The organism is Streptomyces sp. RLA012, from assembly GCF_056270325.1.
In genome coordinates this window covers 9,911,473-9,937,522 of record NZ_JBWDPA010000002.1, presented here as the reverse complement: position 1 = coordinate 9,937,522, position 26,050 = coordinate 9,911,473, and the positions used below count along the sequence as shown (strand labels likewise).

The 26,050-nt window shown below is 70.0% G+C and carries 20 protein-coding genes and 3 pseudogenes; 15 read left to right on the top strand and 8 right to left on the bottom strand.

Features of this window, described 5'->3' with window-relative positions:
- Positions 1-31 precede the first annotated feature (31 nt).
- The 3 genes from RV986_RS45280 to RV986_RS45270 all read right to left on the bottom strand — a co-directional run bounded on the left by RV986_RS45280 (position 32) and on the right by RV986_RS45270 (position 2,086).
- Entirely contained in the window at positions 32-1,030 is a 999-nt protein-coding gene (locus RV986_RS45280) for a helix-turn-helix domain-containing protein (RefSeq protein ID WP_475922910.1), read from the bottom strand.
- Positions 1,031-1,218: 188 nt separating this feature from the next.
- Positions 1,219-1,569 (bottom strand): VOC family protein, encoded by a 351-nt coding sequence (locus RV986_RS45275; protein ID WP_360482812.1) that lies wholly within the window; start codon positions 1,567-1,569, stop codon positions 1,219-1,221.
- Between the two features lie 37 nt (positions 1,570-1,606).
- Complete coding sequence (locus RV986_RS45270) at positions 1,607-2,086, bottom strand: winged helix-turn-helix transcriptional regulator (RefSeq protein ID WP_453385202.1); 480 nt, start codon at positions 2,084-2,086, stop codon at positions 1,607-1,609.
- Positions 2,087-2,145: 59 nt separating this feature from the next.
- On the opposite strand from RV986_RS45270, the gene RV986_RS45265 reads away from it, so the two are divergent.
- The 3 genes from RV986_RS45265 (at position 2,146) to RV986_RS45255 (ending at position 6,224) form a co-directional block, all read left to right on the top strand.
- Positions 2,146-3,609: an MFS transporter gene (locus tag RV986_RS45265; protein WP_475922909.1), complete on the top strand. Its 1,464-nt coding sequence runs from the start codon at positions 2,146-2,148 to the stop codon at positions 3,607-3,609.
- Between the two features lie 289 nt (positions 3,610-3,898).
- Positions 3,899-5,851 (top strand): SMI1/KNR4 family protein, encoded by a 1,953-nt coding sequence (locus RV986_RS45260; protein ID WP_475922908.1) that lies wholly within the window; start codon positions 3,899-3,901, stop codon positions 5,849-5,851.
- Between the two features lie 55 nt (positions 5,852-5,906).
- Positions 5,907-6,224: a lactonase family protein gene (locus RV986_RS45255; protein WP_475924666.1), complete on the top strand. Its 318-nt coding sequence runs from the start codon at positions 5,907-5,909 to the stop codon at positions 6,222-6,224.
- A 9-nt stretch (positions 6,225-6,233) separates the two neighbouring features.
- Here the strand turns inward: RV986_RS45255 and RV986_RS45250 are convergent, their stop codons facing one another.
- Positions 6,234-6,641, bottom strand: a complete 408-nt coding sequence (locus RV986_RS45250) for a Rossmann-fold NAD(P)-binding domain-containing protein (RefSeq protein ID WP_475922907.1) — start codon at positions 6,639-6,641, stop codon at positions 6,234-6,236.
- 232 nt (positions 6,642-6,873) lie between these two features.
- Between RV986_RS45250 and RV986_RS45245 the strand changes: the two genes are divergently transcribed.
- Complete coding sequence (locus tag RV986_RS45245; RefSeq protein WP_475922906.1) at positions 6,874-8,094, top strand: metallophosphoesterase; 1,221 nt, start codon at positions 6,874-6,876, stop codon at positions 8,092-8,094.
- A 233-nt stretch (positions 8,095-8,327) separates the two neighbouring features.
- Positions 8,328-10,019 (top strand): ISAzo13 family transposase, encoded by a 1,692-nt coding sequence (locus RV986_RS45240; RefSeq protein WP_475922905.1) that lies wholly within the window; start codon positions 8,328-8,330, stop codon positions 10,017-10,019.
- Between the two features lie 415 nt (positions 10,020-10,434).
- On the opposite strand, the gene RV986_RS45235 is transcribed toward RV986_RS45240, so the two are convergent.
- The 3 genes and pseudogenes from RV986_RS45235 to RV986_RS45225 all read right to left on the bottom strand — a co-directional run bounded on the left by RV986_RS45235 (position 10,435) and on the right by RV986_RS45225 (position 16,532).
- The gene (locus RV986_RS45235) at positions 10,435-10,782 is read right to left on the bottom strand and encodes a DUF488 domain-containing protein (RefSeq protein ID WP_475924665.1); all 348 of its coding nucleotides are present in this window, start codon (positions 10,780-10,782) and stop codon (positions 10,435-10,437) included.
- A gap of 92 nt (positions 10,783-10,874) precedes the next feature.
- Positions 10,875-14,588, bottom strand: coding sequence for a S8 family peptidase (locus RV986_RS45230; protein ID WP_475922904.1), 3,714 nt, complete (start codon positions 14,586-14,588; stop codon positions 10,875-10,877).
- A gap of 732 nt (positions 14,589-15,320) precedes the next feature.
- Positions 15,321-16,532, bottom strand: a pseudogene (locus tag RV986_RS45225) (IS3 family transposase).
- 74 nt (positions 16,533-16,606) lie between these two features.
- Between RV986_RS45225 and RV986_RS45220 the strand changes: the two are divergent.
- From RV986_RS45220 to RV986_RS45200, 5 genes and pseudogenes are all read left to right on the top strand, one after another.
- Positions 16,607-17,757, top strand: a pseudogene (locus RV986_RS45220) (ISL3 family transposase).
- A gap of 93 nt (positions 17,758-17,850) precedes the next feature.
- Positions 17,851-18,642, top strand: a complete 792-nt coding sequence (locus tag RV986_RS45215) for a class I SAM-dependent methyltransferase (protein WP_384473801.1) — start codon at positions 17,851-17,853, stop codon at positions 18,640-18,642.
- A 460-nt stretch (positions 18,643-19,102) separates the two neighbouring features.
- Positions 19,103-19,372, top strand: a complete 270-nt coding sequence (locus tag RV986_RS45210; RefSeq protein ID WP_475922903.1) for a hypothetical protein — start codon at positions 19,103-19,105, stop codon at positions 19,370-19,372.
- 92 nt (positions 19,373-19,464) lie between these two features.
- Positions 19,465-19,794 carry a transposase gene (locus RV986_RS45205; protein ID WP_475922902.1) on the top strand — a complete coding sequence of 110 codons (330 nt, stop codon included), beginning with the start codon at positions 19,465-19,467 and terminating at the stop codon, positions 19,792-19,794.
- Positions 19,791-20,345: a hypothetical protein gene (locus RV986_RS45200; RefSeq protein ID WP_475922901.1), complete on the top strand. Its 555-nt coding sequence runs from the start codon at positions 19,791-19,793 to the stop codon at positions 20,343-20,345. The genes RV986_RS45205 and RV986_RS45200 overlap by 4 nt, the downstream gene beginning before the upstream one ends.
- Here RV986_RS45200 and RV986_RS45195 read toward each other — a convergent pair.
- Entirely contained in the window at positions 20,317-20,415 is a 99-nt protein-coding gene (locus RV986_RS45195; protein ID WP_382247443.1) for a hypothetical protein, read from the bottom strand. The genes RV986_RS45200 and RV986_RS45195 overlap by 29 nt on opposite strands.
- A 418-nt stretch (positions 20,416-20,833) precedes the next feature.
- Between RV986_RS45195 and RV986_RS45190 the strand changes: the two genes are divergently transcribed.
- The 5 genes and pseudogenes from RV986_RS45190 to RV986_RS45170 all read left to right on the top strand — a co-directional run bounded on the left by RV986_RS45190 (position 20,834) and on the right by RV986_RS45170 (position 26,046).
- Complete coding sequence (locus tag RV986_RS45190; RefSeq protein WP_095851747.1) at positions 20,834-21,649, top strand: oxidoreductase; 816 nt, start codon at positions 20,834-20,836, stop codon at positions 21,647-21,649.
- 94 nt (positions 21,650-21,743) lie between these two features.
- A complete protein-coding gene (locus RV986_RS45185) occupies positions 21,744-22,655 on the top strand; it encodes an alpha/beta hydrolase fold domain-containing protein (RefSeq protein ID WP_067385791.1) in 912 nt (303 codons plus the stop codon).
- A 74-nt stretch (positions 22,656-22,729) separates the two neighbouring features.
- A complete protein-coding gene (locus RV986_RS45180) occupies positions 22,730-23,743 on the top strand; it encodes an NADP-dependent oxidoreductase (protein ID WP_475922900.1) in 1,014 nt (337 codons plus the stop codon).
- 137 nt (positions 23,744-23,880) lie between these two features.
- Complete coding sequence (locus RV986_RS45175) at positions 23,881-24,471, top strand: TetR/AcrR family transcriptional regulator (RefSeq protein ID WP_097282466.1); 591 nt, start codon at positions 23,881-23,883, stop codon at positions 24,469-24,471.
- Between the two features lie 658 nt (positions 24,472-25,129).
- Positions 25,130-26,046, top strand: a pseudogene (locus RV986_RS45170) (MmyB family transcriptional regulator).
- The last annotated feature ends 4 nt before the right edge of the window (positions 26,047-26,050 follow it).

Below are 26,050 nucleotides of genomic sequence, written 5' to 3'. Positions count from 1 at the left end.
CTGTTCGTCTGCGTTGCGGTGTCCGCCGTGCTCAGAGCCAGTCGCGGCGGGCCGCGTGCCAGCCCAGCTGCATACGGGTCGCGACGCCCGCCAGGCTCATCAGGCCCTGGATGCGCCGCTGGACGGTGCGCTTGCTGACCCGCAGCTGTCCGGCTATCGCCTCGTCCGTCATGCCGGCGACCATCAGGGAGAGCAGGTGCCGGTCCTCCCCGACCGGCGAGGCGGCATCCGTGGTGCCGGCGCCGCCGATCTGGCCCTCCTCGGTCACCCGGAGCGGGGCACCGATCTCCCAGTGGTGTTCGAACAGGGCGATGAGCGCGTCCAGCAGGCTGCTCTCCCGCACCACCGCGGCCCGCAGTTCCCGGGGGTTGCGGGACGTGCCCGAGGCGGCCAGCGGCAGGATGGCCACCGAGCGGTCGGCGATCGCCATCCGCAGCGGCAGCAGAGGTACCGCCCGGGCGACCTCTCCGGCGTACACGCCCTTGACGACGTAGTCCACCGCGTCGGGATCGTCGAAGTACGCCTGCTCGTACAGGGCCCGGTAGAGCACGCCCCGGTCCAGCGCGTCGAACTCCTCCTTGTTGCTCTCCGGGGACATGGCCACGTACTGGGCCTTCACGAACCACATCATCTCGCGGCCGGCGCCGTGCTGGAGCTGGCGCAGATGCTGGCGCAGTGCCGCCGCGCCGGTGATGATCTCGACGGCCTCGCCCGTGCTCCGGGCCCATGCGCTGCGGCGGTGTGTCTCCGCCAGTTCGTAGACGGCGGCCCGGGTCTGTTCCAGGGCGTCGAAGTGGCGTTGGAGCCGGGGCATGAGGGCCACCTGCGGCGGCACGGCCGTGAACCATTCGGGACTGTCCTCGACCGCCGACGCCAGGCCCTTGTGCTCCAGCGCGCGCAGCAGCAGTCGCGCGGTCACGACGTCGAGGTCCGAGCGGCCGGAGATGTCCTGAGCGGACGCCGTCCCGGTGGCGACCAGAAGGCGGTACACCTCGCTCTCGTCGGCCGTCAGGCCCACCGTCTCCAGCATGTCGCCACCTTTCTCACCATCCGGGCCGCCTCCGCCCGGGTTCCCGTGGGGGAACGCGGTCGGCCCGGTGGATGATTCCACCAGCCCCTGCGACCAGGCACCACGACGGTTGTCGCCGGCGATCTGGTTCACCGTGACGGGGCGGTGCCGTCAGCATCCGGTGGACCCCGGGCGGGGCCGCTCGAGTGTCACAGACTGTGGGCCACGGGGTGGCGAGGTTCGTACAGCGGCAGTTCGGCGCCACTGGGCAGACGCACCGCCGTCAGCCTGCCCCAGCGCTGTTCGCTGACCGGGCGGGTGATCTCGACGCCCCGCGCACGCAGTTCCCCGAGCTGGGCGTCGAGGTCGTCGCACATCAGGTAGAACTCGTGCTGGGGGGCGCCCTCGGTGGGGTGTACGGCGATCTCTGCCGGGGGCAGCTTGAAGATCAGCCACCCGCCGCCCGCGTCGACACCGGGGAAGGCGAGGACGTCGCGGATGAAGGCGCGGTCGGCCTCCGCGTCCTGGCTGTAGAGGATGACGTGGGCGCCGTTGATCATGCCGGACCTTCGTTTCGCTGAGGTGGGGCCATTCGGTCTACGGGGTCGTCACCGGGCCCGACTGGTCCCAGCCGGGTACGAGGTCGTCCCGGTGGACATCTTCCCCGTGGACCCGCTCGCCGCAGGTCTCGCACACCGTGTGGGTGACGAGTTCGTGATCCCGGTGCCGGATCCGGGCGGGCGGTGCGGTGACGACCCAGCGGTCGCCCCAGCCGATCAGCTCGCGGGTGATGGCCCCCAGATCGCGCCCGGCCTCCGTCAGGTAGTAGCCGCTGTAGCGGGCGTCGTCCGGCAGCGGGCGCCGTTCGAGGACGCCGCTCTCCACCAGCGCCTTCAGGCGCGCGGCGAGCCGGTCCGTGGGAGCGCCGGTGTTCCTGGCGATCTGCCGGAAGCGGTGGTTGCCGAGCATGACCTCGCGGATCGCCGGCAGGGCCCAGCGGTCACCGATGATCTGGAGGGCCGCGGCGAGGGAGCACGGGCGCCCCGCCATGTCCCGGGGGTCGATAGGCGTGGTCATCTTCCCAGTATCACCCGGCAGGGTTTGATTTCCAAACCACCCTGTGTTTGGGTTGCGCCATGTCCACGCTGCTTCGGTTTTCAAAGCACCCTCGGGCGGCCGCCGCAGTCGTCCTGGTGGCCGTCTTCATGACCAACCTGGATCTGCTGATCGTCAACGTCGCGCTGCCCGCCGTGGGAGAGGACTTCTCCGGAGGCGGCGGCGCAGCGGGCCTCGGATCGCTGTCCTGGGTCCTCAACGCCTACGCGATCACCTTCGCCGCGCTGCTGGTGGTGGCAGGGCGTGCCGGTGACCGCATAGGGCAGCGGCCGGTCTTCCTCGCCGGGATCGCCGTCTTCACGCTCGCGTCGCTGGGCTGTGCCCTGGCCCCGAACCTGGGAACCCTCATCGTGGCCCGGGTGGTGCAGGCCGTAGGGGCGTCGGCCCAGATCCCGACCTCCCTGGCCCTGCTGCTGGCGGCGGTGCCGGCCGAGCGCCGCACCCAGGCCACCCGCGGCTGGGCCGGGGTCGGCGGACTCGCCGCGGCCGCCGGCCCCGTCGCCGGTGGCCTGCTGACCGAGGTGGACTGGCGGTGGGTCTTCGCCGTCAACCTGCCCATCGGCATCGCGGGGTTCGTCGTCGGCCGGTCCGCGCTGCCGAAGCCGGCCGCGCGGGAGACCGGGCCGCTGCCCGACCTCCTCGGCACCCTGCTGGTCATCGTCTCGATCGCGTCGCTGTCCGGGGCGCTGGTGCAGGCACCCGACCAGGGCTGGACGAGCGGCGAGACCCTACTGCTGCTGGCCGTCGCCGTGATCGGCGGCGCCGCGTTCGCGCTCCGGTCCCTGCGGCACCCCCGTCCGCTGTTCGAGCTGGACCTGCTGCGGCTGCCGCGCTTCGGTGCGGCGAACGCGGGCAGCCTCCTGTTCGGCGTGGCCTTCTCGATCATGCTGCTGTCGAACGTGCTGTGGTGTCAGGAGGTCTGGCACTGGAGCGCGCTGCGCACCGGTCTCGCCCTGGCCCCCGGCCCCGCGCTCGTGCCCGTCGTCACCGTGCTGACCACCCGCGCCGCGCAGCGCTTCGGGCAGGGACCGCTGATCGCGGCGGGCGGCGTGCTGTTCGCCGGTGGCATGGTCTGGTTCGCGATCTTCGCGTCGGTCACACCGGACTACGTGAGTGAGCTGCTGCCCAGCCAGCTGCTGACCGGTGCGGGAGTGGGCCTGGCCCTGGGCACACTGGTGGCCGCCGGCGTGCACGCGGTACCGGGACACCGTGCGGCGACCGGGTCGGCGCTGGTCAACTCGGTGCGCCAGATCTCGGCCACGATCGGCGTCGCCGTCCTGGTCGCGGTCGTCGGCTCCCATGTCGACGCCACCTCGCACCACGACTTCCGGGTCGTCTGGTACACGGCCGCGGCGCTGAGCCTGGTGACCTCGGCGGTCGGGGCGCAGCTCAGCCGAGGGCGGGGCCGGGGCCCCGAGCGGACGGGACCCGCCGCGCCGAAGGAAGCCGAGGCGACGGGGCGGGCTCTGCCGCAGACACCCTGACCGGCCGCTGCCCGGCGCGCGAGAGCTGTTCGCCGCCCGGGACGCCGGACGGGCGAGCAGCAGATGGTGCCTCGCACGTGCACTGGGGCACGCCAACTTGCGGGACGGAGGTAGACGGCCCACGGCCTTGGGATCGCCTTCACCGACGTGGAGTTCGCCGACTTCTCCATCGATCGAACAGGGCGCGAGCACGCCGGCACAGCCTGCCAGGCCGGTCGCGTACAAAAGGGTCCTGTCGGCCGCAGCAAGCAACGGAGCACTGTCAGTGGTGAGTGGCAGCATCGGGTGCATGACGGACACCACGGCATTCGACTGGCGGTCCTTCCTGCTCAGGTGGAGCGGGGAGTGGGCAGATTCCCTGCCGGACGGCGAGACGCGGGGCGAGGACGACGCGACCGCCCGGCAAGCGCGGTGGCTGGGGTTCCCGCCCGCGTCGGAGGAGCGGATCGCAGCCATGGAGGAGCGCCTCGGCCGACGGATGCCCCCGTCGTACCGGGAGTTCCTCAAGGTCAGCGACGGGTGGCGGCACGCGGGCGGGTTCGTGTGGCTGCTGGCGGGGACCGAGGACGCGCACTGGCACAACAACGAGTCAGGACTCGCGGACATGTTCGAGGAGTACCTGGACGAGGACGCCGGGCCCGAGGAGCGGCGGGAGGCGGACATCTGGCGGCGCGGGCTGCAGCTCGACGTCGAGTCCGACATCACCCACGTCCTCATGGATCCCGAGGACGCGGACGAGGACGGTGAGTGGGCCGTGTACACGTGGGCGAGCTGGCGGGCCGCGCCACCCGAGCGGCACGCGAACTTCCTTGAGTTCATGCGGGACATGTACCGGGAGTTCCACAGCCTGCGGGCGCACCGGAGCGACGGGGAGCCGGTGTTCGCCAACGACACGACACGAGAGCTGGACGCCCTGGTGGAGGAGGCCCGGCTGGAGGCGCTGCGCGGCGGCTGGGAACGGGCCGGGAAGGCGCTGGACGAGGCCAAGGAGTACAGCAGGCCGAGGGCCGCCGGGCTGGGCGACCAGATACGCCGCCTGCTCGGACAGACCTACATGGTGTACTACGACGGCCTGGTGACGGACCCGCAGTACGCGCCCGAGTTGCTGCCACCGCTGGTGGCCGAGCACGCGGCGCACTCGTACCGGGATGACTCCACGCTGACGTTCCATTTGCGGGGCGCCGACGACGACGTGGTGTCGCTGGCTTACGCGACGCTGGATCAGGTGAGGAATGGCACGTACCGGTACACGGCGGCCGGACCGTTCGGGGAGGCGGTCGAGCGGGCGCGGGAACTGGCGCGGTGGGGAGACACCGACGGGGCATGGCGGACGCTGATAAATGCTCTGCCCCTGTGGGAGCCGCTGGGACCGGACCACCTGGCGCCGCTGGGGTGGGTGGCCGACCCGGTGCTCGGGCCGCTGCTGACCCCGGAGCGGGGCCGGGAGCTGCTGTCCACGCCGAGGGGCGGGCAGGCGGGTGAGGCACCGAGGCCGGCGGCCGGGCTCTGCCCGAGCGACCTGGCGTGGCTCGCGGAGCCGGACCCGGGCAACAACCGCACGTCCTACCGGTTCGTCCTGGTGGAGGGGGTCGAGCCGGAGGAGTTGCCCGGACGTCTCGCGGACGGGGACGGCACCGTGCTGAACGAACCCACGACCCTCTGGGAGGCGCGCCACAGGTCGCCGCACAACCAGAGGGAGTTCTCGTCCTACGACGACAGGGCTCTCATGGCGGTCGGCCGGACCGGCACCGGTTGGAGCTTCGCCTTCGACGGCGATCCCGCCCCGTTCGACCAGCGTCGGTTCGTCTCCCCGGCCGCGGCCGCCAGCGCGGGCACCCGTGCGGTGGTGGTGTGGAGCGGCCTGAGGACATGGCACGGGGAACCGTTCTTCCACCTTTCGGTGGCGCAGGACGGTGCCGAGCAGTACGCATTCACGTACGTGGACAGGGAGATCCGGCAGAGCGGGGAGATACCGCGGGCGCTGGACCCGAGCCGGTTCTTCGGCGCCCTGGAGGACGGGGCCGAGGTGGAACGGTCGCTGCTGGAAGCGGTGGCCGGGGAGTTCGGTGCGTCTCTGCCTCGTCATGCCATCACGAACGGGCGGCTGCACACATTCACCACCCGTTCATGGACGCGGCCGCCGAGAGACGGCGAGACGTACGCGGTGATCCGCATGCACCGGGCAGCCGCGCGCCCGGCGGACGGCGAGCGGACGGGAGAGGACGGGCCGGGGAGCAGGTAGAGACCGGTCAGGCTGCGCACATTCTCAATACGGTGAGAGTCGAGAGCACGTAGACCTGGGATGTCGGAGGACGATCACCGGCTACCGGATCGACCGCCCGACCGGGATGCTCTCCGTCATCGGCCACACCAGCCAGGGCGTGAGCGGTCCGACCAACTTCGTCATCGACCCCAGTGGACGATGGCTCTACGTCAACAACAGCACAGCCGACAGCGTCGCCCTGTTCGCCGTCGGGCCCGAGACGGGCGAGCTGACGCCCGCCGGCCGGACGACTCCCGTCCCCGTCCCCCTGATGACGGCGCTGCGCCACCAGGACTTAAACGGCAGTACCCGACGTCAACTGCTCGGACCCTCGCAAACGAAAGCCACTTGAGCCCTTGCCTTAACCAGCATGCCGGTGGTTCCCGGCCTCCCTCCGGTGTCCAGCCATGGTCTGGGCTACTGCGTCGGCCTGGGGCGTCAGGGTCAGCTGTCCGATGTGGGTTTCGATGGCGCTCGCTTCGTTCAGGAACGGCCGGTCGAACTGCCAGAAGATCTCCGTCACATCGCGTGCCTGGGTCTCGAACAGGCACGCGGTCCGCAGGGCGAGCTTGGGTACTGCGCTCACGCGCGTGCGGCCGTCGAGGGCCGCTGCGGCGGCGTACTGTCGGCCGGTCAGAGACTTGGGAGAGGGCAGGTTCCACGCCTGTCCCCATGGCGCCTCGCTGTCGGCCAGCATCACGAGTGCCCGCGCGAGATCCGGCAGGTAGTGCAGGGCGTGCGGTTGGTCGAGCTTGCCCGGCCAGAACATGCGCCTCCCGGCGACCGCCCGCGCGAACAGGGTGTTCCCGGGGACCGAGATCAGCCCCCCGGGGCCGGGGCCGTAGTAGTTGGCACCCCGGCCGCCGCAGCGGAGTCTTGCCGCCCGGCAAAGACCCCTTCGCTGCATGGGGCTGCCCACCATGAACACCCCGTCCGACCGGCCCGAAGACGGCCGGATACAGTGCGCGCGACGGCAGCCCGGTTGCTCAAGGAGGGGAAGCGTGACCGACACCAGCGAAACCCGATCCGCCGACAGTGCAGCGCACGAGACCCAGCGGAGCCGACTGCACCGCCTGATGCGCTACCTCCCCCTGATCGCCCCCGTCCTGCTGTGGACCGTGCCCTGCTGGCTGCTGCTGCACGCCGGCCAGCACTGGCCGCTCCCTGTCACTCTGGCCGGCACCGCCCTGTTCGCCCTCGGCCTGATCGGTATGCCGCTCGCGATGGTGCGCGGCCACGGCCGACGGCAGCAGGACTGGGCGGCGATCGTCGGGGACACCCTGCTGGGCACCATCTGGGTCCTGTTCACCTGGTCCGTTCTGCTCGGCGTCCTGCTGCGGCTCGCCCTGACCGTGAGTGGCGTCGGCGACGGCCAGGACCGGGCCCGGATCGTCACCTGGGCGGTCCTCGGCGCAGCCACCGTGCTGCTCGCCTGGGGGTACGCCGAGGCCCGCCGGGTACCACGGGTACGCCGTCTCGACGTGCAACTTCCGCGCCTGGGGGCCGGGTTGGACGGCACTCGCGTCGTCCTCATCACCGACACCCACTACGGCCCGCTCGACCGCGCCCGCTGGTCGGCGCGGGTCTGCGAGACGGTGAACACTCTGCAGGCCGACCTGGTCTGCCACACCGGAGACATCGCGGACGGCACGGCCGAACGCCGCCGCGCCCAGGCCGCCCCACTCGGCACCGTGCAGGCCACCCGGGCCCGGGTCTACGTCACCGGCAACCACGAGTACTACAGCGAGGCCCAGGGCTGGGTCGACCTCATGGACGAGCTGGGCTGGGAGCCGCTGCGCAACCGCCATCTGCTGCTCGAACGCGGTGGCGACACCCTCGTGGTCGCCGGCGTGGACGACGTCACCGCCGAGTCCTCCGGCCTCGCCGGCCACCGCGCCCACCTCGCCGGAGCCCTGCACGGCGCCGACCCCGACCACCCCGTCCTGCTCCTGGCCCACCAGCCCAAGTTCGTCGACCGGGCGGCAGCCGCCGGCGTCGACCTCCAGCTCTCCGGCCACACCCACGGCGGCCAGATCTGGCCCTTCCACCACCTGGTCCGCATCGACCAGCCCGCCGTCGCCGGCCTCAGCCGCCACGGCACCCGCACCCTCCTCTACACCAGCCGCGGCACCGGCTTCTGGGGCCCGCCGTTCCGCGTCTTCGCCCCCAGCGAGATCACCCTGCTCGTACTCCGCTCCCCACAGCGGCCCCCCACGCCGTAGCGCTGGGCGGGCCAGCAGTTCCGCCTGGGCCATCAGCAATCGCCGCTGCCGCTCGTTCAGATGCGGGAACAACACCGCGAACTTCACAGCAAGTTGATCACGCGTCTCGTCCGGAATGCGCATACGACTTCAACGAGCCCCGATCTGAAAGCAACACCTTGATGATCGGCAGGCCCTTAGGGACCGTAAAGAATCAACACGTTGCTTCACGGTCTGCCTGTCGTTGGTGTGGTATGTCCATACCGAACGAGGTTCGTGACCAACTTGCCCTGAGACTCGGGGTGTTGTTACCTCATCTGAATGAGCGCCAGCAGCGGCTGGCGCTGGCCGCCGAGGCCCGGCTGCTGGGGCACGGCGGGGTCCGGGCCGTCGCGCGTACCGCAGGGGTGAGCGAGACGACGGTGCGGAAGGGTGTCTTCGAGCTGGAGGGCGGTGAGGACCCGCTGCCCGATGGCCGGGTCCGACGGGACGGCGGCGGTCGCAAGAGCGCCGAGGAGCTTGACCCGCTGCTCGTTCCGGCGCTGCTGGCGCTGGTCGAGCCGGATGAGCGGGGCGATCCGATGTCGCCGCTGCGGTGGACGACCAGGTCGCTGCGGTCTCTGGCCGGGGAGCTGACCCGGCAGGGCCATGCCGCCTCGGCGCCGACCGTGGGCAGGCTGCTGCGGGAGAACGGTTTCAGTCTGCAGGCCAATGCCAAGACCCTTGAGGGCGCTCAACACCCCGACCGGGACACACAGTTTCGGTACATCAATGACCAGGTCAAGGACCATCAGGCGGACGGCGAGCCGGTGGTCAGTGTGGACACGAAAAAGAAGGAAGTCGTCGGGGAGTTCAAGAACGCCGGACGTCAATGGCGGCCGGCCGGTGAACCCGTGCGGGTCGACGTCCATGACTTCCCCGGTGACGCGCTGGGCAAGGCCCTGCCCTACGGCATCTACGACCTGGCGGCGGACACCGGCTGGGTGAACGTCGGTACGGATCACGACACCGCAGCCTTCGCGGTCGAATCGATCAGCCGTTGGTGGAACGGGCAAGGTCGCCTCGACTATCCGCAGGCCAGACGTCTGCTGATCACCGCCGATGCCGGCGGCTCCAACGGCTACCGCACCCGGGCCTTCAAGACCGAGTTGGCTGCGTTCGCCGCCCGGACCGGCCTGGCCGTCACGGTCTGCCACATGCCGCCGGGAACATCAAAGTGGAACAAGGTGGAACATCGGCTGTTCTCCGCGATCACCATGAACTGGCGCGGCAGACCGCTGAACAGCCACGAGGTCGTCGTGCAGTCCATCGCCGCGACCACCACCCGCACCGGTCTCACCGTCCACGCCGAACTCGACACCGGCGCCTATCCCACCGGTGTGAAGGTCAGCGATGCTGAGCTGAACGCAGTGCCGGTCACCGGACATGCCTTCCACGGCGAATGGAACTACACCGTGCACCCCCACCCCGCCAGCCCGGCAGGCCCCACCGGACCAACGCCCGGGCCGACGGCGGTCTTCGACCGCGGTGCTCTGTCACATCCCGCGCTGACCGGCATGACCTGCACCGCACTGACCGAGCTGACCGAGACCCTGACCGCCGACTGGCAGACGCTGCAGAAACAGGACCCCGCCGCCCGACGCGACGGCGGCGAGCGACGCCGGGCCCCGGGCGGCGGCCGCAAAGCCAAACTCGACCTGGCCGACCGGGTCCTGGTCACCGTGCTGCAACAAAACCTCGCCCTGCCGCCTACCGTGCTGGCCCACCTCTTCGCCGTCAGCAAGGACACCATCCGCCACACCACCAGCGAGATCCGGCGACTGATGGACCAGCACGCACACACACCCCGGCCCCCAGCAGCACACCTCAACACCCTGGCAGGACTCCTCGTCCACGCCGCCGCACACGGCGCGACCCTCACAGCAGAGACCAAACCAACGTGTTGATTCTTTACGGTCCCTAAGCGCTTGGCCGCAGGTTCGAGTCCTGCCGGGGGCGCCACTGAGAGCCCTCCCCCCGGGAGGGCCTTTTTGCCGGCCAAGGCATGTTTGACCCCCGACACGGAGAACCGGACCGCCTTCACGTGATCGTGGAGAGGGTCCGGCGCTGTCCGGCTGTCACCGGGTTTCTGCGGGTCGCCGTGTGGAATACGTGTCGAAGTTCCCGTAGGCGCGTCAGACGTCTTTCGTGTGATCTGGGAGGTCGCCAGCGGCCTCGATGCGTGTCTTGAGATCATCCAGCTGACCGACGATGCAACGGGCATAGGTGGACAGAAGGACCGGGACGCCGTTGGCCGCCCAGTCCGTGACCTGCGCCGGCGGCACGCCATCATTGAGCCAGTCGGATGACGGAGCAACGGATCTAGCGGCTCGCTGTGCCGGCGGCGCCGAGCCACTGGGCGAGCACGGCGGCCTCACTGTGGCCGAGGTCCTTGGTGGCGGTGAGCAAGGTGACCTTGTCGTGGGCGGCGAGATCACGCAGGTGCTGCACGGCTGGCCGGTGATCGGCGTCCTCCAGTTCGCCGATGTAGCGATCCCGGAACTCCGCGAAGCGCTCCTGGTCGTGGTGGTGCCAGTGGCGCAGGTCCGCCGACGGCGCCACGTCGCGGAGCCATTCGTCCAGGTGGGCCCGTTCTTTGCTCATTCCGCGGGGCCACAGGCGGTCCACGAGCACTCGCTTGCCGTTCCGCGACGAGGTGTCCTCATAGATCCTCTGACAACTGGGAACGCCGCGTGGGCAGGGCCGCCGGCTGCGGTCCCACCCACGCGGTGCTGTCCCAGGTGACCTCCCGGGGTGTGACGTCAGCGCAGGCCGAAGGCCCGGGTGATCGTCTGCGAGACGGTGTTGCCCGCGCTGTCCCGGGCGCCGACCCGGAGGGTGACGAAGTCGGCGGACCGCGGCGCGCGCAGGTTCGTCCGCCATCCGTCGTCGCTCCGGCTCAGGTCGGTCCGCTGCCAGGTCGCACCGTCGTCGTACGACACCTCGACGGTCGGCTTCCCGATGGTGGCGGTGGTGCCCGGCAGGTGCGAGGCGGTCACCGTCAGGCCGGCGTGCCGGTCGGCACGGCCGGACTTGTCGGTGTCCACGCCGTAGTCGAGCTGGATGAGCGGCAGGGACACCGCCGACTCGCTGCCGGTGACCGCGGAGGTGAAGTTCCACTCGGTCAGCGTGTGCCGCGAGTACGGGTTCGCCCAGGCGTCACGGTCGTTGTCGAGGACCAGCCGGTAGGGCAGGCGCTCCGCACCGAGCCCGGGTACCTGCAGGTACTCGGCGTTGCCCCAGTCGAGCTGCTGGTCGCCCTGGTACAGCGACATCCAGTCCTTGACGTCGAAGTTCGCTCCGGCGTCGCCGACGTGGCCGGACCCCGAGTCGCCCCAGCCGGGCGCGGTGATGTACATCGCGTCGAGGTAGCGCACGGGCTGGTAGTTCACCGGGCCCATGCGGGGCCGCTGGATCGGGCCGAACCAGCTGACCTTGGCGGTCTTGCGCGCCGGGTAGTTCAGCGGGTCGATCGAGTGCTGCCCGGTCTCGCCCATGATGAAGGCGTCGTCCAGCCACGTGGTGCCGGCGGTGACCCAGTCGGTGCGCTCGCCCTGGGCGGGCGCCGTGAGCTGGTTGCCGACGGCCCAGCCCCGCCAGACGTCCGGACGGAACTCCATCGCCTTGCCCTGCCGGTAGTTCCGGAAGGAGACGTTCACCCGGCCGAGGTCCTTGGACTCCTCACGCCAGGTCGGGTCCGCCGGAACGGCGCCCGTCCAGTGGTGCACGACGTCGTAGACGTAGTCGGTCGTGGGGTGCGAGGTGACCTTCAGCGAGACCGCGCCGTGCCGAAGTTGGCCGAGCAGGTCGGCGCCCTGGTCGGCGTTGAGCGTCGCCACCGTCACCGGGGCCGGGCTCTCCGGGCTCCAGGGGTTCTCGTCCCAGGGCTGCAGGCGGCCGACGCCGTCGTTGACGACCAGCAGCAGCCGGGCGCCGGCGGCCGCGGCGGCCTCCGCCTGGGCCTTGATCCCTTCCGTGCCGGCGCCGCGCACCACGACGGCCTTGCCGCGCACGTTCTGCCGCGCGAGCTCCTCGGCCGTGCCGTCACCGGCGAAGACCGCCGTCAGGTTCCGGGTACCGGCGGGCAGCGGCGTGGCCGCGCGCTTGACCAGCGGGTCGTTGAAGGTCGTCGCCTTCGTGCTCACGGTCAGCGCGGGCTGCTCGAGGCGGAAGCGGGCGCCGGTCTCGAACTCGCCGTCGGTGACCTTCTTGCCGGTCGGGAGCGCCCAGATGCTGTCGTACGACGGGTCCGGCAGCATCGACGTCTCCACCAGGCTGTCGGTGAAGGACCGGTGGGCGTCCAGGCGCGGTGCGACGGCAGTGGTCTGCTGCGGCACGCGCGCCAGGATCCGGCGTGCCTTGCGGCCGTCCAGGGTGACGGTGCGGTCCTGGTCCAGCTTCACGTCGTTGAAGGCGAGCAGCACCATGCCGCGCGAGTGCGGGCCTTCGGCACCCTGCACGTCACCGGTGAGCCAGCCGCTGTAGCTGCCGACGGGCAGCCGCGCCGTGCCGGTGCCGGACGCGTCGAGGTCCATCACCGTGAAGAGGTGCTCGGCGGTCAGGACGACCCGGCCCTCCAGCGGCTTGCCCGAACGGTCCTTGGCGACCACGGTCAGATTCTGCCGCTGGCCCTCGCGGGCCGCGCCGATCAGGGTCCGGGCGCGGACCGCTCCGCTGCCGTCCGTACCGATGATCATGGCGCTGACCGACTGGTCGCCGCCCAGCTTGTCCAGATCCGCCGTCAGGGTGACCGTGGCGGTGCCGTGGGCGGGCACGGTGACGTGGTCGGCGGAGAGGCTGAACAACCCTGCCGGGACTGTGCCGTTGACCGCCAGGTTGAGGTTGGCCGGTGCGTCGCCGACGTTGGTGTACGTCACCGTCTGGACGTCGGTCTGCCCCGGCTTCGGCGGCCACGTGTAGAAGCCGGAGTAGGCGCTCGTGGTGGCGAAGACCGTGGTGTGCACGGCCGCCAGCGCGTCGAGCCGGCCGGCGCCCGCCTGGTACGGGGTGTACGCCGGGGTTGCCTTGGCGCTGCTGACCAGCGCCTCCTTGAGCTGGGTGCCCGTCCAGTCGGGGTGCTCTGAGGCGAGGAGCGCGGCGGCACCGGCGACGTGCGGCGTCGCCATCGACGTGCCGCTCATCGTGGTGTAGTAGCCGGAGCCGCGCTTGTAGTGCGAGCGCGCCGCGACGATGTCGACGCCGGGCGCGGTGATCTCCGGCTTCAGCCCGCCGTCGCCGTCACGCGGGCCCTGGCTGGAGAAGTCGGCGAGCGTGTCGGTGGAGTCGACGGCGCCGACGGTCAGCGCGGAGTCCGCGGCACCGGGACTGCTGATGGAGTGCGGGCCGCCGTTGCCCGCCGCGATCACGAACAACGCGCCTGTGTCGTGGCTGAGTTCGTCGACGGCCTGGCTCATCGGGTCGGTCCTGTCACCGCCGCCGCCCAGGCTCATGCTGATGATCCTGGCCTTCTGGTCGCGGGCGGCCCACTCCATGCCCGCGATGATCCAGGATTCCTGGCCGCTGCCCTCGGAGTTGAGCACCTTGCCGACGGCCAGCCGGGCGCCGGAGGCGACACCCCGCTCCTTGCCGTCGGAGGCGCTGCCCGTGCCGACGATGGTCGAGGCGACGTGCGTGCCATGGCCGTTGTAGTCGGCGATGTCGTCCTCGCCGGGGACGAAGCTGGCGCTGTCGGACACCTGCCCGACCAGGTCCGGGTGTTCGATGTCCGCGCCGCTGTCGAGCATCGCGACCTTCACGCCCTGGCCGGTGTCGCCCTCCGCCCAGACCTTGTTCGCGCCGATCTGTGCGGTGGAGTCGGCCAGGTCGGCCTTCACCTTGCCGTCGAGCCACACGTGGGCGACGCCGCCCGCGAAGGACGGCTTCGCGGACCGGGCCGCCGCGCCCGAACCCCCGGTGAGCGAGGACCAGAACTCCGGTGCCTGCTTGTGGTTCTGCGCGAGGGCCGCGCCCTGGATGCTGTCCAGGCGGCGGACGTCGGTCGAGCCGGCCATCTTCGCCCGGGTACGGGACTTGGCGGCGGCGTCGGTGTACCGCACGATCAGCGGCAGCCGGGAGCTGTGCGCGTCGTCGTACCCCTCGGCGATCAGCCGCGTCACGTTGAAGAGCTGCTTGTCGAGCTTCCCGGCGCTCACGTACGGCAGCGCGGAGTCGGGGTAGACGTAGGTGGCGCCGTCCAGGACAGCACGGTGGAAGCCGGTGGTGGCTCCGCTCGCGGCCTGGAAGGAGTGCACGACGGTGCCGTCGGCGGCGGTCCCGATGGTGACCTTGTCACCCGTGATCAGGGTGACGGTGTGCGTGTCGGCATCGCCGGGGGTTTGGTGTCCGGCGTCGTCGTGCGACACCTCACCGGCGGAGTACGCGGACACAGCGGCAGTCGCCGGTATGACGCCGAATGTTAGGGCGGCCGCCACGGCGAGGGCGATCGGCCCGGGCCGGGGGATGGGAACCTTGGGCAAGGAAGACTCCTGAGACGCGGCGAAGAGCGAAAGATCACTGGATCCTCCGGCCTCCCCCGCCGTCGTTCAAGGGGTCGCACATGTCGCTCTTGTGCCATGTCACAGTTACGCCGCGAGCAGACGGGGTCGTCGGCCACCGCGCGTCCGGGGGGACGGCGGCGGACCGCCCCATGAATTCGGCGTGTCGAGGGACGGAGCAACGGGCCTGTGGGGCATCCCGGTCGGCGGCTTGGCGCATGCCCTCCGCCGGGGCGGACGCCAGGTGCGGCGGGCCCGCGCTCTCACGTCATCGATGGGTGATGGGCCTTCCCGCGGGGGGCCGACAGCCCCACAGCCGGTACCCACTCGCCGTCACTCAGCGCGTGCCCTCGCCCACCCGCACTGGTTGCGTCAACTGCGGATCCGCGGATCCCCTGGATATCCGCGACGACGTCCACGACGCCTTCCTGACCCTCGGCTGCGCGCTCATACGCTGACCGTGCCCTTTCGTCGGCGAGTAGTGAGAGATCCTCGCCTGGTCAGAGGGCATCTTCCCGCATTTTGTTGACGGTCCCAGAGCTCGTAACACGATCTTGGCGATGAGGTCGTGGCATCGCGCTCTGCCGTCAGGCTTCGAGGTCTCGGGCGGCCTCCTCACGTTCGCACACGGTTGCCGCCGTCCGGTTGCCGGGCCCGGCACCGTCGGGGGGGTTCGCGCAATTGAGGTTGATCCCCGGGAGTGGACACCGGGTTTCATGCGACGAGTGACAGCGTACGTGATGTGGTCAGTTGCTGTTCGAACTCGGCTGGTGTGAGGTAGCCGAGCGCGGAATGCCGACGGCGCCGGTTGTAGTACGACAGCCAGCGGAACAGCTCCAGCCGAGTCTGTGCCTTCGAGGTCCAGCGCCTTCCGTGGAGCAACTCGCGCTTGAGACCCTGGAAGAACGACTCGGCGAGGGCATTGTCATAGCTTGAGCCGACCCGGCCCACGCTGCGGCGGATGCCGTGCCGGCGGCAGACCTCGGCGAAGGCGGCCGCGCTGTACTGGGCGCCCCTGTCGGTGTGGAAAACGACGCCGCGAACCCGGCTGCCGCGGGCGGCCACGGCCATCTCGATCGCGTCGGTGACCAGCGAGGTGCGCATGTGGTCGGCGATCGACCAGCCCACCGCCTTCCTGGAGCAGATGTCGGTCACCGTGGCGAGATAGAGCCATGTCGCGCCGACGGCAATGTAAGTGATGCCGCCGCACCACCTGGTGTTGAGCGTGTCCGCGGTGAAGTCGCGCATGACCAGGTCCGGCGCGGGCGGCGCGGTCCTGTCCGCGATCGTCGTCCGCTTCTTCTTGCGTAGGTGCAGGCCGACGATGTGGTTGATCCGCATCAGCCGGGTGACGCGCTCGCGGTTGATCCGCCGTCCTCTCGCGCGCAGTTCAGCATGGACGCGCGGAGCCCCATACGCCCCCCTGGTGTTCGGCATGGATGGCGCGGATCTCGCTCACGGTCCGCTTCTCCTCGGCCCGGCGCTCGGCGCGGGCCTGCTCGGTGGCCAGATGCCGGTAGTAGCCGGCGCGGGACGCCCCGAGCACCCGGCAGATCCGCTGCACGCCGAAGTCGGCGCGGTTCTCGGAGATGAAGTCCCAGCGGCGGGGGCTCACTTCACCTCTCGGGCGAAATAGGCCGCTGCCCGGCGCAGGATCTCACGTTCCAGCTGCCACTCCTGCTCGGCCTTGAGCAGCCGGGCGTTCTCCGCCCGCAGCCGGGCCGGCTCCTCCGCCGCGTTCCCTCTGCCATCCCGACCCTCGGGCGCGGCCTGGGCCTCGTCCTTGCACACCCAGGTCCGAAGCGACTCCGCGGTGATGCCGAGATCCGCAGCCACAGCCGCGTACGTCCGCTTCCCGCCCGCCGCGCGGTAAAGCGCGACGGCGTCCTTCCTGAACTCCTCCGGATACGGAGACTTGCGTCCCACCTGGACATCCCTCCCTGGACCATCAAGATCCATTGTCAGGGTGTCCACTCCAAAGGATCATCCTCAGCCGGCGGGTGACCCGGCCGCGTGACCTGTCGGTCGGTGGCCGCCGACCGCGGCTGGTGTGGGCCAAGCGCCGCTGGCGCTGCGACGAGCTGGCGTGCCGGCGTCGCTCGTTCACCGAGTCGGTCCCGCCAGTACCGCCACGTAAGCGGCTAACCACACGATTACGGACTACGGCCGGGGCGGCGGTGGCCGATCAGGGCCGCACGGTCGTCCAGGCGGCCCGCGACTATGCGCTCTCCTGGCCGGTCGTTGCGGCGGCGTTCACCAGCCACGCCCGGGCGGTGCTGCCGGCCCAGCCCGAGCCGGTGAAGGCGCTCGGTATCGACGAGATCCGCCGAGGCCGGCCGAGATGGATCCCCGACGAGGCCACCGGGATCTGGCAGACCGCCGTGGACCGTTGGCACGTCGGCTTCGTCGACCTGTCCGGCAAGCAGGGCCTGCTCGGGCAGGTCGAAGGCCGCACCGCCCAGGCGGTCATCGACTGGCTGGCCGACCGCGACCAGGCCTGGCGCGACGCAGTCCAGTACGTCGCGATCGACATGTGCACGATCTTCAAGTCGGCGATCCGCCGGGTCCTGCCGCAGGCCACCCTGGTCGTGGACCACTTCCACCTGGTGCAGCTGGCGAACCAGACCCTCACCGAGGTCCGCCGCCGGGTCACCGTGACCCACCGCGGCCGGCGCGGCCGCAAGCGCAACCGCGAGTGGGAACTGCGCAACCGGCTCACCCGCTCCGCCGCCCGGATGCGCGGCGAGCACGTCGACGCTCTCCTCGACGAGCTGTCCAACCTGCCCAGGGTGATCGGCGCGCCGATCACCGTTGCGTGGAACGCCAAGGAAGACCTCCTGGACCTGCTTGCCACCGCCCGGACCCGCCCGGACCGGGAACAGGTCCGCGATCTGCTGTACCGGTTCTACCGCCGATGCGCGACGCCGACCTTCCCGAACTGCAGCGCCTAGCCACAACCGTCGAGACACGGTGGCCAGAGATCCTTGCGTTCCTGCACACTGGGATCACCAACGCCGGCTCCGAAGGCACCAACCGGGTCATCAAGACCATCGCCCGCGACGCCTACGGCTTCCGCAACCCCGGCAACCAGCGCTTACGCACCCGCTGCGCGACCACCCGTCGAGCCCGTGGACACCTCGATGCCCGCTAATTTCGTTGAGCCCGCACCCTGCAATCGTGTTGGCTAGCGGCACCGAACTGTCAGTACCGCAGGTGTCCGCTTGGCTGTAGCAGGGAGTTAAACGTGCAGGACATTGTCGTCGACCCCGTTGCCCACAATCGGGCAGCCTGGGACAAGTATGTCCAAGAGGGCAACGAGTGGTCGAGGCCGGTGAGTGCTGAGGATGTCGAGCGCGCCCGCATGGGCGACTGGTCGATTGTTCTCATCGGGCGTGAGCCAGTCAACCGCTCCTGGCTGCCGACGGACCTGACCGGCAAGGACGTGTTGTGCCTGGCCTCCGGCGGTGGCCAGCAGGGTCCGATCCTCGCCGCCGCAGGGGCGCGGGTCACCGTATTCGACAACTCACCCCGCCAGCTCGGCCAGGACCAGATGGTGGCGGCGCGCGACGGACTCGAGCTGCGCACCGTCCTAGGCGACATGCGCGACCTCAGCGCCTTCGGCGACGCAACATTCGACGTCGTATTCCATCCGGTCTCTAACCTGTTCGTACCAGACTTGGCACCGGTGTGGCGTGAGTGCTTCCGCGTCCTGCGACCGGGCGGAACTCTGCTCGTGGGCTTCCTCAACCCTGATGTGTACTTGTTCGACCACGAGGCGCTCGACGAGCGCGGCGAGCTGATCGTCGTGCACAAGCTGCCCTACAGCGATGTCACGCAGTACTCCGCCGAGGAACGCGCCACGAAGTTCGGCGCGGATGCCCCTCTTGAATACAGCCACACCCTCACCGACCAGATCGGCGGGCAACTCGCCGCGGGGTTCGTCCTCACCGGCTTCGCGGAAGCGCCGCACCAATCCAACGCATCCGCTCAATACATGTCGCACTATTTTGCGACGCTGGCGGTCAAGCCGGGCTGACCCAGCCGTGGGGCCGGCCGAGACGACCGTGTCTCCGAATGGCCAAGTGGAGCGCTGTGGCAGCCCGACCCCCACTAACTTCGCTGAGCCGCCATCCGGGCGTTCGCCCTGGCGTTCAAAGCCACCAAGTTTCGGACATCCTGGCCGGTACCCTTGCCCCAATAACCTATCAGGTGGCCGGCTTGCGGCCTTCCTCCTCCTGACCTGATCTCTTCCATTCCGTCCGGATCGACGGACGGCTTCGCATTCGGAGCACTTCGGCAGACCACCCGCTCCGGTGCGCGACCTGCGATCGCTCTTGGTGAGGAATGCGATGGCGCCGGTCGCCCTGCATCCCTTGTTCCCCTGGTGGTCCGTGTATTCCTCAAGACCGCCGTAGATCCGCCCGCCGTCGATCAGGGGCGTCGCATCGCACGAGCTCCTGCGCCCCTCGTCATCGTCGTCTCCGGTGCAGCCGCCGGTGGCCACGCAGACGGCGGCCGTGGTCAGGCCCGCCGCGACGGCCGAGGCCGCGTTGCGGACGGAGTTGCCGATGTTGATCCTGACCGTCGGGGGTTCGGCGGCCGTCGAGATGGAGTGGACGGTGAGGGTGCCCTTGCCGATCGAGGCGGTGATCTTGATGGCGTTGGCGCGGATCGCGGCACACCGGGCTGCCGCCGCGGCAGCGGCCTTGGCGGCCGCGGCGGCAGCGGCAGCGGCGCTGATGCCGCCTCCCCCACCGCAGGAGTAGCAGTAGCCGCTTCCTCCTCCACCACCTCCTCCACCTCCACCGCCACCGCCGCCGGAGGACCGGCCGCCGCTGCTGGAGTTGGTCCTGCCTGCGTGGGGTGCGACCACTTCTCCACCGACGTCTCCTACCTCCCCGAGCTCCGCTCCTACCTCGACGACCCGCTCCGTACCCGGGAGAAGCTGCGCGCGATGACCGAGGCCGACGAGTGGGCCCGCGCCGAGGCCGCCCCCTCCGAGGAGGAGATCCGCCGCGTTCGGCAGCTGATCCAGCGCGTCACCGAGGACGTCGACCAGCTAACCGACGATGAACGCGACCAGATCCAGCAGGCCGCTGCCATCGTCCGAAAGACCCGTCAGGGATTCCTCGGCATGCCCCGCATCCGCCAGCCCCTGCCTGACCTGAGACCGGAGCGACCCGCATGACCGCACCTGACCCGAGTATCCAGGCCATGGTCGAAGGCCGCCGCGCCGACACCGGCCGGCGCCGCCAGCGCGTCCAGGCGGCCCTGGCCGCCGCCACCAAGGACGGCACCGACATCAGCGTCACCGCGATCGCCCGCCGGGCCGGCGTCGACCGCACCTTCCTCTACCGCCACCGCGACCTCCTCGGCCAAGTCCACGCCCAGGCCGCCGAACCGCCCGCTGTCCCGGGCGGCCGGGGACCTGCGGTCAGTCGGGCCTCCCTACAGGCCGACCTCCTGGCGGCCGATGCCCGCACCGCCCGGTTCGCCGCCCAGATCCGCAGCCTCGAAGACCGCTTCGGCGAGGTGCTGGGCGAACAGGTCTGGCGCGAGGTCGGCATCGGCGGGCCGGTCGACACAGAGCGGCTCAAAGCCCGCATCACCACCCTCGAACAGCAGATTGTCGATCTGGAGCTCAAGCTCCAGGACCAGGGCGACGAGCTGCACGCCGCCCGCACGACCATCCGGGATCTCATGGGCCAGCTCAACCGAGAACCGGCCCGACGGCACTGAAAGCACAGCCGGTGCCGGTGCCGATCTCCAACACGCGGTCTCCAGGGCCGATGCCGGCGAGCTCCAGCATGCGCACCACCAGTGACGGCAGGGTGGCCGAGGATGTGGGCCGGCCCGTCTGCGGCGTGGTGGCAGCGGCGGCGCGCAGTCCGTCGATCTGGGGTCACCGGGGTCTTGTCGGCGTACGCCAGGTGCAGCCAGTCCTCCTCGCCGAGGTCGCTGCGGGGGACCGGCTCCCGCAGCAGGTCGCGGTTCTGCCGGTAGAGGTGGCTGCCGAGGAACACCTCGCGGGGCGCGGCTGTCGGCGGGCGCCGCTGCCGGCTTGTATCGGTGGCCCGCCGCCTTCGTCGCCTCCTTTCCCTCCCGCGCCAAGCCGCAGGTTCCCGGCTGGCGGTCGCCGGAGCCGCTCCTTGCCATCCGCCCCGTCCCGAAATAGAATTACGATCGTAAGCTAAACGACCGTAATTCAATGATGCAGGGAGTCTGTCATGGCGACTCATCGGCCGGTAGCACTCGTGACGGGGGCGTCATCGGGGATCGGTAACACAACCGCTCGCGCCTTCGTCGCAGCCGGGTTCGAGGTGATCGGAACCGGACGGAGCACCTCGGGACTCACCCCGCCCGCCGGTGTGACCTTCCTCGACCTCGACGTAACCAGTGACGAATCCGTCACCGCCGCCGTCCAGGAAGTGATCGAACGGTTCGGACGGATCGACGTCCTCGTCAACAACGCCGGTCTGGGCTCGGCCGGCGCCGTCGAGGAGAACTCCGTCGCCCAGGCCCAGAGCCTCTTCAACCTCAACTTCTTCGGTCTCGTCCGCATGACGAAGGCCGTCCTGCCGCACATGCGCGCCCAGGGCCGTGGACGCATCGTCAACCTCTCGTCCGTCCTCGGCGTCATCCCGCAGCCCTACATGGCCCTCTACGTCGCCGCGAAGCACGCCATCGAGGGCTACTCCGAGTCCCTGGACCACGAGGTCCGCGAGCACGGCGTCCGCGTCCTGCTCGTCGAGCCCGGCTACACCCGGACCGCCTTCGATGCCAATGCCGCGCAGCCCGACACCCCGCTGCCGCTGTATGCGGAGCGGCGGCGTGTCTTCGACGAAGTGGTCGCTGCGGCGATGAAGACCGGCGACGACCCCTCCGTCGTCGCCAAGGAGATCGTCACGGCAGCCACCGCCCCGAAGCCGAAGCTGCGCTACACCGCCGGACCTCTCGCCTCACGCATCACCACCGCGCGACGCCTCGTCCCCGCCGGGATCTTCGACAAGCAGATCCGCAGATTCAACCGGATGCCCGGCTGACGTCGCACCCGGCCCATCGACCTGCGCGCGTGAGGCGCGCTCAGCTCTGACCTGACCTGACCTGACCTGACCTGACCTGACAAGGAGCATCACCATGGGAATCAGCACGGAAGCACAGCAGTTCGCGCAGTTCCTCGAAAGCGTGCGCGCGAAGGCATCGACACCGGGCCTCGATCTGGCCGTCGTCCGCGACATCGTCGACACACATGCTTCGGCATCGACCGAGCCGGAAGGCGTCACCTACGCCGACGTGGATGCGGACGGCGTCCCCGCCCTGTGGGTCATCCCTGAGGGCGCCGACCCTGACAAGGCGCTGCTCCACTTCCATTTCGGCGGATCGGTCGCCGCCTCGATCTCATCGGACCGCAAGGCCGCCGGCCACATCGCCAAGGCGGCCGGAGCCCGCTCGCTCGTCGTGGGCTTCCGCCTGGCCCCCGAGCACCCCCACCCGGCGCAGATCGACGACGCCGAGACCGCCTACCGCTGGCTGCTCGCGCAGGGCTACGAGCCGCGGAACATCGGCAGCACCGGCCACTCCATCGGAGGCACCCTCGCGGTCGCGCTGCCGCTGCGCCTGCTCGCCAAGGGCGAGGCAGCCCCCGGGGCGATCGTCAGCATCTCGCCGTGGACCGACCTCACCATCAGCAACCCGAAGGTGGACGAGAACGAGGAACTCGACAAGATGCTCAGCCGGAACATCCTCGAACAGTTCCGAGCGGCTTGGCTGCAGGACCCCGGCGTGGACTTCACCGACCCCAACATCAGCATCGTGAACGCCGACCTGACCGGCCTGCCGCCCACGGCCCTCCACTACGGCGAGTACGAGGCGCTTGCCGGCGAGGGCGCCGGCTTCGGCCGCCGACTCGCCGACTTCAAGATCCTCTCCGAGGTCCGCCCGCTGCCCGAGGGCCAGCACTCGTTCATCCTGGGCGCGGGGCGCGTGCCCGAGGTGGACCGGGCGATCGAGCAGATGGGTCAGTGGCTTCGCCGGCACCTCGGCAGCTGACGTGGAAGCTACCCGGACATGCGCATCGTCCGCCGAGAAGGCAACCGAGAAGATCACGCAAAGGGATGGCTGACATGAAGGCATTCGTCGTCGAGAAGTACGGCAAGGACGGCCTACGCGCCGCAGACGTTCCCGAGCCCACCGTCGGGGCCGGCGACGTCCTGGTCCAAGTGAGCGCCACCAGCATCAACCCGCTGGACAAAATGGTCCGCAACGGGGAGTTCAAACGACTCCTGAAGTACAGGCTTCCGTTCGTGCTCGGCCACGACGTCGCCGGCATCGTGACGCAGGTCGGGTCGGCCGTGCGCGACTTGACAGTCGGCGACGAGGTCTACGCACGTCCCCGCGACCTGCGGATCGGAGGCTTCGCCGAGTTCATTGCGATCGACCAGGACGACGTCTCGCCCAAGCCGGAGTCACTCACCCTCCGCGAGGCGGCCGCGGTGCCGCTGGTGGCCTTGGCCGCCTGGCAGATCCTCGTCGACCGCGCCCACGTGATGCCGGGTCAGAAGGTGCTCATCCACGCCGGTGCCGGTGGCCTCGGATCGACGGCCATCCAGCTCGCCAAGCACCTCGGTGCCACGGTGGCGACGACCACGAACTCCCGCACCGAGAAGTTGGTCAGGAGCCTCGGCGCCGACATCGTCGTCGACTACACCAAGGAGGACTTCTCGCAGGTGCTGTCCGGCTACGACCTGGTGCTGGACTCCCTTGGCGGGGCGAACCTCGAGAAGTCGCTGACTGTGCTGAAGCCGGGCGGCCTGGCCATCGGTGTCGTCGGCCCGCCGGACGTCGGGTTCGCCAGGCAACTCGACGCCCCGTCGTTCATGGGCGTGGCCATGAACACGCTCAGCCGCAAGGTGCGCAAGCAGGCCAAGGCCCTGGGTGTGCGCTATCAGTTCTTCTTTATGCAGGCCAGTGGCGCCCAGCTCCGTGAACTCGGCGCCCTGTACGACAACGGACGGCTCCGCCCGGTCATCGACCGAACTTTCCCCTTCGACCGGACGCTCGAGGCGATGGCGTACGTCGAGCAGGGGCGTACCACGGCCGGAAAGGTCGTGATCTCGATGGCGCCCGGCAACGACTGAATCGGGCTGGCCGCAGAGAAGGCGTGGCGGTGCTCCAAAACGCCGTTCGCCTACCATTGGAGTGCGTTCGTAATCCAATACGATGGCGAAGTCGGCGGAGGGCGGGTGACCCTTCCGGCGCACAAAGGAGCGAGCTCGTGGCGCGTTACGGGAAAGAGCACAAGCAGGCGACGAGGCAGCGGATCATCGAGACCGCCGGCCGCCGGTTCAAGCAGGACGGTATCGACGGCTCGGGCATCTCGACGCTGATGGCGGACGCCGGACTGACCAACGGCGCCTTCTACGCCCACTTCGAATCCAAGGACGATCTCGTGGCCGCCGCGGTCGCGGACCAGTTGCGCGTGCAGTACGCGAACGTCATCGAGCAGGCGGCGCCCGGGATCGCCGGACTCGAGCAGATCGTACGGTGGTATCTGTCGCCCCAGCACCGCGACAGTCCCGACGACGGCTGCCCCTCCGCCGCACTCCTCGATGAGATCGGGCGCTGCGCGGACGAGACCAAGCAGGCGTACACCGACGGCGTGCTCGCCGTCATCGACGGTATCGCCGCTCGCCTGGCACCTGCCGATCCGCGCTCGGTGCACAAGAAGACCCTCAGCGTCTACGCCATGATGGTCGGGACGCTGCAGCTCTCCCGCGCCCTGGCCGACCGGCGACTCTCCGACGAACTCCTCGAAGAGGGCATCCGCAACGCCCTCACTCTGCTCAGCGCACAGGAGTCCCGCTGACACGCCGCAGCACCACGCGGCAGCCCCGCCGAGCCGCTCCACACCACGCCCCCGACCAAGCGTCCCATCCGGTTCCGGAGGCGATCAGTTCAGGGCCTTGCCCAGATCAGCGGCCCCCGAGGCCCTGCGGGCGCTGCCGCCGGCCCATAGCTGCTCGGGCTGACTCACACGGCGTCAACAGATTTGACAGTAAGCCGGACTTCTCGTTCCGTTCCTACCGGGACACCTCATGCTCCCTCGGTCGTGTGAAGTCCCTGAGTGCCTCGTGCGCCACACCTGTTGCGTCCGTTACGGTCGCCCTGACCGCTTCTGAGCTGCGTTGATTCGAACCGCACGCTCGCGGCGCCCCGGAGAAACGTTGGCGACTGTGATGTCACTGGTGGGTGTATTCCAGTGCCATGCGGTATCCCGATGGGGATGTCCTGACCGCGAAGCAGCCTCTCACAAACGGTCCATCAGCCTTGAACAGGCAGCGATGCTCACCATCAATCCCGTCAGCGCAGGGCTCCTGGTCAGCCTGCGTGACCTTCCGGCCGGTTCCTGGGTGGTGCAGAACGCGGCCAACAGAGGGGTAGGCCGGTCTGTCACGAGTTCGCCAAGGAACGAGGGCTGCGCACGATCAACATCGTGCGCTGCGCGGAACTCGTGAGCGAACTCCATGACCTCGGCGCCGACATCGTGGTTGTCGACTCCGCGGACGCCGGCGCGCGCGTGCGGGAAGCCATCGGATCCCGATCCGGTGCTACTCGGCCTTGCTGGCCGGGGTCAGCACCGAGTGGGTATACGCGGCTGGAGAAGGGCCACATCAACGGTGTGTCCGAGGACGTCCTCGCCGCGGTCGCCCAGGCCCTGCAGCTGGACGATGACGAGCGCACCCACCTGTTCGACCTGGCCCGCTCTGCCCGCGCCGCAGGCCGCAGCGCCGCAAGGACGTGCAGGTCCCGCCCCGGGTCCAGTGGCTGCTCGACTCCGCAGGCCGCAGCGCCGCAAGGACGTGCAGGTCCCGCCCCGGGTCCAGTGGCTGCTCGACTCCGCCACGGTGTCCGCCGGATTCGTCCGCAACGGCCGGCTGGACGTCATTGCGCACAACGCGCTCACCCGGGCCGTGCACGCGCCGCTGTTCGCCGGCGACACCACCGCCCGGCGCGGCCGCGCCAACTTCGCACGCTTCCACTTCCTTGACCCCGCCGCCGCCGACTTCTTCGTCGACTGGGAGGCCGGTGCCCGAGCCACCGTCGCGCTGCTGCGCGCCGAGGCCGGACGCCATCCGGACGATCCGGGCCTGCGCGAGCTCGTCGGTGAACTGTCCACGCTCAGCCCCGAGTTCCGCACCATGTGGGCCACGCACGACGTCCTGATCCGCCATGACGGGACAAGCGGCTCGAGCACCCCGAGGTCGGCGCGCTGGAGCTGGCCCACCAGTCCCTGGAGCTGCCCCTGGCGGGCCGGGCCGCTCACGAGCTGACCTTCTACACGGCCGAGCCGGGCACCACCTCGGAGGACCGCCTCATACTCCTCGCCGGCTGGGCAGCCAACCACTCCACCACCGCGGGTTCCGCCGACCGGCCCCGCTGAGAGG